Below are 5,127 nucleotides of genomic sequence, written 5' to 3'. Positions count from 1 at the left end.
ACAGTCTGCACACGCTCGGGTTCGTCATCAGCCGGTGGCAGGCCGGCGCTGCGTCGCCGCAAGCTTGGGCAGCGGCCGTGCGCACGCTCGAAGCCTTGCGCTACACCTACCTCGACGGCGCCGAAATGTGGAAACCGCCGCGCGGCAAGCGCCCGGCATGGCTCAACTTCGATGGCGCCGTCGATGAAAAGGCGCTCGCGACCGCGCAGGACATCGCGCTGATCTGGGGCCTCGAGCGGTCGCAGTTCGTGTCGAGAATCCAGGTCGCGGTGCGTGATGCAATGGACTGGATGCGGCGGTCAATGCCGCCGGCCGCGCCTGAACCTGCCGCGACTGTGAGCGACGAGCGGGAGGCGAATATCTCATTGTCGCTTGAGAGCGCGCTATCCGAACTGATCAACAAGATCGACAGCGGGCTTGACACAGGCGACGTGTTGCAGGATGGCCGCCGCGCTTCCGCTGCCCTCGACGTGATCATGCGATACGGCGATCTTGTCGCAAACGCCCACGACTATTTCCGCGACTCGGGCGATCGATACGAGAAGTCCATCCAGTTCCGTATCGGCTGGAATGCCTGCCTCGACGCGCTCATGAATGCCCGCGCCGCATCCACTGCCACGGCGACGGATGACGAGCCGGTCGCGCAATGGCAATCCCGCCTGCGTGATCCGATCCTCCCCGAGTGCGGCGCATGGGTCAACATCACCGGCGAAGGTGCGCGATCGATTGAGGCGCGGCACCCCGAAATCTACGAGGTACGCGCTCTCTACACCCGCGCGGCAGCACCGCAAGCAGGGGCGCTGACGGATGACGTGCGCCAGCAGATTAAATCAGTCGCCAGCCATCCATACGGCGGTCGTTTCGCTGTCTACATGTCAGGCGAAGATGCCCGCGCCCTTCTCGCCGAGCAATCCGCCGCTCCCGAACAAGCCACGGCGAAGGTCTACGAGACGTACACCGGCCAGAATGGCTGGCTGGAAGTCACGCAAGAGGAATACGACCGCACCAAGGATAAATACGAGCATCGCATCCGGCGCGTGCCGGTAGAGCAATCCGCCGCTCCCCGAGCTTCGGCAGAGCCTGAGAGTTCGTGCGATCCGGGTGATATTTGCGCAGGGTGCCGATGCAAATACAACACCTATGCAGATGCCCTTCCGCGCGCCAGCGAGCAAGCAGACGAGGCCAATCATGGCTAAGTTCTATCGACATTGGAACAACATGTCTTGGCCCGCACCCGGTCCTGATCTAAGTGATCTGGTTCGCGCGCTTACGTACGGCGAGCCGACAAAGAATGAGCTTTTGGTTTGCGCATCGGTCATCAATGCGTACACAGAATTCGTGGAAATGAGCGCGGTTCGCCGCTCCGAAATAGTTCGCGAATTGAGGAAAGGGCCTGCGCTTTCTATCGTAACTTCCGCATCAGACTGCGCAAAGGACCAGTCATGAACACGACCCCATCCCAAAGCGGGCAAGCGATGAGCGACGAACGCGCGGCGTGCGAAGCTACGTTCCCCCACTTGAGCCATGCCACCGCCCTTGACGAAGGGCTCGCAGCGTACCGTGACACGAAGATGCAGGGTGTATGGGAAGGCTGGCAAGCCCGCGCCGCTGCAAGCGCTCAGGCGACTGTGCAGGCGGTGGCGAAGATCACCGCCGCTGATGAGTACGGCCCGATCATCCAATGGTCTACGCACTGGACTGAACTGATTGGCCGATCTCTCTACGCCACCCCACCCCAGGATGGAGCGCAGATCAGGGATGCGGCGATTCTTCGCGAGGCTCTGCAAGAGCTGTCGAACATGTACGGGTCTGCGTGGGATCGAGTCGACGGTGCGCTCGTCACGTTTGATGTTGAGCGCTTCGAAGCAGCGCACGAGAAAGCGCGGGATGCCCTGTCTCAACAGCCAGCGCCGCGAGGTGAGGGGTGAGCACGATGCGCCGATCGGGCGCCGCACGCATTCGCAAAGAGATCTCGAACGCGGCGCGCGTGCTGGCGTCATCCAAGCCCGCACCACTCGAGCAGGCGATTCACCAGATGGTCGGCGCGCCGAATTGCAAAGTTGCGCAAAAGCGCAAAGTCCCATCTGCACCAAGCGCCATCGAGGAAACGTTCGCGCTGCACGTGCGCGCCGACAAACTCCCAGCGCCGGCGCGCGAGTATCAGTTCGACCCGCAGCGGAAATGGCGCTTCGATTTCTGCTGGCCCGAGCAACGCGTCGCAGTCGAGGTAGAGGGCGGCATTCACTCCGGTGGACGCCATACGCGCGGCACCGGGTTCGAGCAGGACGCGCGGAAGTATCTGGCCGCGACGCTCGCCGGCTGGTGCGTGGTGCGCGTGACGGGAAAGATGGTCCGCGACGGTTCGGCGATCGCTGCGGCGCGCGAGCTGCTGGCGCGGCAAGGGTGAGGATTTACGGGAGTGCTAAACATGGAAGCGGTGTTTGAGGATGTGGTGCATGCGCTGCGCTACGCGTATTCGTTTAACTCGCAGCAGTACGGCAAGAGTTTGATGGCGCGGATGTATGGGCCGCCGGGATCGGGGCGCGGGCTAAGTGGAATCGACGGCGCCGGGCAGGCGGGCTTCGTGCTTGCCGAGGTCGAGAAGCTGCCGCTCGTGCAGCAGGCCGTGCTGTTCGTCCGCTACTCGCCGCCCGATTTCCCGTGTTCGTGCGGCGCCGATTGCTGTTCCGGCCATCGGCCGAACAAGGCATGGAATTCTGTGATCGAGTGGCTGGTCACGCATCACGTCGCTGTGCTACTTCCAGGATGCATGCGCAACGTTCGATTGCATCGCGAGTTGGTGCGCAACGCTCTGACGCGGACGAAGTCCGAGTACAAAGCGCTCGGCAAGCAGTACGGCGTCCATCCGCAGACGGTTGCCAAGCACGCGGTCGAGATCGAAACCGCGCTGGTTGGCTCCCGGCGTCAGGCTGGCGAAATGGACAAGGCGCTTGTGCGCGCCGACGGGCTTTTGCGAGAGGTGGGAATTGTTGGCGAAGTGATCGCGGCGTAGCCGTCAGTCCCAATTGATCGTTACCGGGGATGCCACGCGGTCTTGCTCTACGCCGGTAACGATCCATGCAGGAGCTCCTTAGTTGATTGCGAAGCCTGCACAGGCGGCAAAGTCGTATAGCTGCTTTGCTTTCGCCACAGCTTGAGCCTGTCTCCCTGCGGGTGCACCCACGAGTTGGATTAGCTGCGGGACCAGTGAGCTAACGCTTTGGATCGGGATCAGTGGCAAGTCAGCGGCCTCTGCTGGGGTTATCTGATGAAAGCCCTCGATCCAGACAATCTTGCCTGCGCGAATGGTGATCAGCGGAAGCTCAAACCTGTCTTTCGCTAGTTGCTCTGCATGAAATTTAATTTTTGCCGTATTGACGTAGTATGCGTCCGTTGCTTCCATTGCAGCTACAAGTTTGGATGTGTCTGCAATTACGATTGCAGGCGGGTCTCCAGCTTTAAAGGACGAGTCGATCGATTCAAGGTTTTTTGCGAATAGCGAGCAGTTGATCATTGTTTTTCCGTAGGTGTCGTCGAAAGGACAAGCTTGAGTCTAATCAAGCAGGCAGTCCATTTGTCGCTTCAACGGCGTCGTCGTGTTCACTTTATGCGGATTGGCTTGACCTTTCGCATTTCCGCAACGAAAATAGCCGTTATTGCAGCGCCATAGCTGCGTCCAAAGCCCGCCGATGAGCGGGCTTTTTTGCGATGGGGTTCTCGCTTAGACTGGCATTCCGATAACTGTCAGGGAGGCGAAGTGGATATCAAAACCCGCAACGAGTTACAGGGACTAGCTGCTGAAGCGCTGTTCGTCTTTGATATCTTGGAGACGGAATTCAAAGCGAGACCGCGCCCGAGGCTCGACGAGAACTGCGAACTGATTGCAGCAAAGTTGACCGCCGGCATCATGGCCGGTCGCGGCGCGGAAAAGTCGGGAGGCAGAGATGCAAACTGACGCCCTACGTGAGAAGTTCGTCGGAAGGACGGTTCGGCTGAAGTCTGGCGGCCCGCTGATGACGGTCGAGACAGTGACTGAAACCGAAGCGGGACCCATGCTTGATTGCCGCTGGTTCGATGGTACCGGGGCGAATAAATTAGAGCGTGCGCTGCTGCTTCCCAGCTCCATTGAACCTGTAAGCGTGCCGCGCGGCAGCGTAGAGTTTTTCTGACCTTTTAGCTGCGTTCGCACGGCTTCACCCAGATGCCCAGTCGGCTAGCGCCGCTGGGCGTTTTCATTTTCCACGTCCTTTGCCCGCGTCTGGCTTGCCAGCGCGGGCTTTTTCTTGGGCGATCACCGGAGCGATGGCAACGATGAACATGGCAACCCACACGCAACTGACGGACGAGCAATCGACCGAGGCAGCAATCCAGAAGGCAGGCAAGACGGCACCACGCGTGACGCCGGCCGATATCGACGAGGCGATTACTGGCGAGTTCTATTTCACTGCATCAGATGGCGTGGAGGGTGCGAGCGGCCACCGTCCGAACAGCGTGCGCGCCGGCACGGCACTTGGCCTGCTCACGTTCTGTGTCCTCGTGCTGCGCAACGGCTTCACCGTGACTGGCGAGAGCGCATGTGCATCTCCCGAGAACTTCGACCCGCAGATCGGCCGCGACATCGCGCGCAAGAACGCACGCGAAAAAATCTGGATGCTCGAAGGCTACCTGCTGAAGCAGCGGCTGCACGACTGGGCGAATCCGGGGCCGGGCGTCGCATGAGCGTCGTCGCGCTGCGCGAGGTTCCGCTGTCCGACATACCGGGTATGTTGCGCGGCCTCGCGGACGCGATCGAGTCCGGCGAGCACGGCGAGGTGCAGGCGGCCGGCGTTGTGCTGGACGCGCCACAGATGCCGGTGTTCGGCTTCGGCGCGGCCGACGCGCCGCGCGCAAACGAGCTGTTCGCGTGCGCCCACCACAAACTCACGCTCGCGCGCCTGTCTGGCGCCGATGCGCTATCCGACGTGCTGGTCTGAGCATGCAAGGCGTTCCGCGCCGCTCACTCGGCGCGCGCAGTCTTCGATTTAGGAGAAGGAAAGTTATGGGCTGTCCCTGCAAGAAGCGGCTTCCGCCGCCGCCACCGCCGCCGAGGAAGCGGTGATGAAGCTGAATCCGTGTGACCGCGACGAT

At 61.3% G+C, this 5,127-nt stretch carries 8 protein-coding genes and 1 pseudogene; 8 read left to right on the top strand and 1 reads right to left on the bottom strand.

What is annotated here, in order from left to right:
• From HDG39_RS34240 to HDG39_RS34225, 4 genes and pseudogenes are all read left to right on the top strand, one after another.
• Positions 1 to 1,196, top strand: a pseudogene (locus HDG39_RS34240) (hypothetical protein); the annotation flags it as partial.
• Positions 1,197 to 1,442: 246 nt separating this feature from the next.
• Positions 1,443 to 1,928 (top strand): hypothetical protein, encoded by a 486-nt coding sequence (locus tag HDG39_RS34235; protein WP_184012669.1) that lies wholly within the window; start codon positions 1,443 to 1,445, stop codon positions 1,926 to 1,928.
• Between the two features lie 107 nt (positions 1,929 to 2,035).
• Complete coding sequence (locus tag HDG39_RS34230) at positions 2,036 to 2,407, top strand: putative endonuclease domain-containing protein (RefSeq protein WP_184012667.1); 372 nt, start codon at positions 2,036 to 2,038, stop codon at positions 2,405 to 2,407.
• A 21-nt stretch (positions 2,408 to 2,428) separates the two neighbouring features.
• On the top strand, positions 2,429 to 3,013 hold the full coding sequence (locus tag HDG39_RS34225; RefSeq protein ID WP_184012665.1) for a hypothetical protein: 585 nt from the start codon (positions 2,429 to 2,431) through the stop codon (positions 3,011 to 3,013).
• A gap of 78 nt (positions 3,014 to 3,091) precedes the next feature.
• Here the strand turns inward: HDG39_RS34225 and HDG39_RS34220 are convergent, their stop codons facing one another.
• Positions 3,092 to 3,514, bottom strand: coding sequence for a hypothetical protein (locus HDG39_RS34220; RefSeq protein WP_184012663.1), 423 nt, complete (start codon positions 3,512 to 3,514; stop codon positions 3,092 to 3,094).
• 243 nt (positions 3,515 to 3,757) lie between these two features.
• On the opposite strand from HDG39_RS34220, the gene HDG39_RS34215 reads away from it, so the two are divergent.
• The 4 genes from HDG39_RS34215 to HDG39_RS34200 all read left to right on the top strand — a co-directional run bounded on the left by HDG39_RS34215 (position 3,758) and on the right by HDG39_RS34200 (position 4,973).
• Positions 3,758 to 3,955 (top strand): hypothetical protein, encoded by a 198-nt coding sequence (locus tag HDG39_RS34215; protein ID WP_184012661.1) that lies wholly within the window; start codon positions 3,758 to 3,760, stop codon positions 3,953 to 3,955.
• Positions 3,945 to 4,169 carry a YodC family protein gene (locus HDG39_RS34210; RefSeq protein WP_184012659.1) on the top strand — a complete coding sequence of 75 codons (225 nt, stop codon included), beginning with the start codon at positions 3,945 to 3,947 and terminating at the stop codon, positions 4,167 to 4,169. The genes HDG39_RS34215 and HDG39_RS34210 overlap by 11 nt, the downstream gene beginning before the upstream one ends.
• Before the next feature lie 142 nt (positions 4,170 to 4,311).
• Positions 4,312 to 4,719 carry a Gp49 family protein gene (locus tag HDG39_RS34205; protein ID WP_184012657.1) on the top strand — a complete coding sequence of 136 codons (408 nt, stop codon included), beginning with the start codon at positions 4,312 to 4,314 and terminating at the stop codon, positions 4,717 to 4,719.
• Positions 4,716 to 4,973: a hypothetical protein gene (locus HDG39_RS34200; RefSeq protein ID WP_184012655.1), complete on the top strand. Its 258-nt coding sequence runs from the start codon at positions 4,716 to 4,718 to the stop codon at positions 4,971 to 4,973. Before HDG39_RS34205 ends, HDG39_RS34200 begins: the two co-directional genes overlap by 4 nt.
• Positions 4,974 to 5,127 lie beyond the last annotated feature (154 nt).

Source organism: Paraburkholderia lebeckiae (assembly GCF_014201005.1).
Classification (GTDB): domain Bacteria; phylum Pseudomonadota; class Gammaproteobacteria; order Burkholderiales; family Burkholderiaceae; genus Paraburkholderia; species Paraburkholderia tuberum.
The sequence above is the reverse complement of the archived record's forward strand: the minus strand, read 5'-3'. Positions and strand labels throughout refer to the sequence as shown.

What these genes read in the sequence shown, in the direction of transcription:
- HDG39_RS34235 (WP_184012669.1), top strand. Translation starts at nt 1,443, where the DNA reads ATGAACACGACCCCATCCCAAAGCGGGCAAGCGATGAGCGACGAACGC.
- HDG39_RS34230 (WP_184012667.1), top strand. Translation starts at nt 2,036, where the DNA reads ATGGTCGGCGCGCCGAATTGCAAAGTTGCGCAAAAGCGCAAAGTCCCA.
- HDG39_RS34225 (WP_184012665.1), top strand. Translation starts at nt 2,429, where the DNA reads ATGGAAGCGGTGTTTGAGGATGTGGTGCATGCGCTGCGCTACGCGTAT.
- HDG39_RS34220 (WP_184012663.1), bottom strand. Translation starts at nt 3,514, where the DNA reads ATGATCAACTGCTCGCTATTCGCAAAAAACCTTGAATCGATCGACTCG.
- HDG39_RS34210 (WP_184012659.1), top strand. Translation starts at nt 3,945, where the DNA reads ATGCAAACTGACGCCCTACGTGAGAAGTTCGTCGGAAGGACGGTTCGG.
- HDG39_RS34205 (WP_184012657.1), top strand. Translation starts at nt 4,312, where the DNA reads ATGAACATGGCAACCCACACGCAACTGACGGACGAGCAATCGACCGAG.
- HDG39_RS34200 (WP_184012655.1), top strand. Translation starts at nt 4,716, where the DNA reads ATGAGCGTCGTCGCGCTGCGCGAGGTTCCGCTGTCCGACATACCGGGT.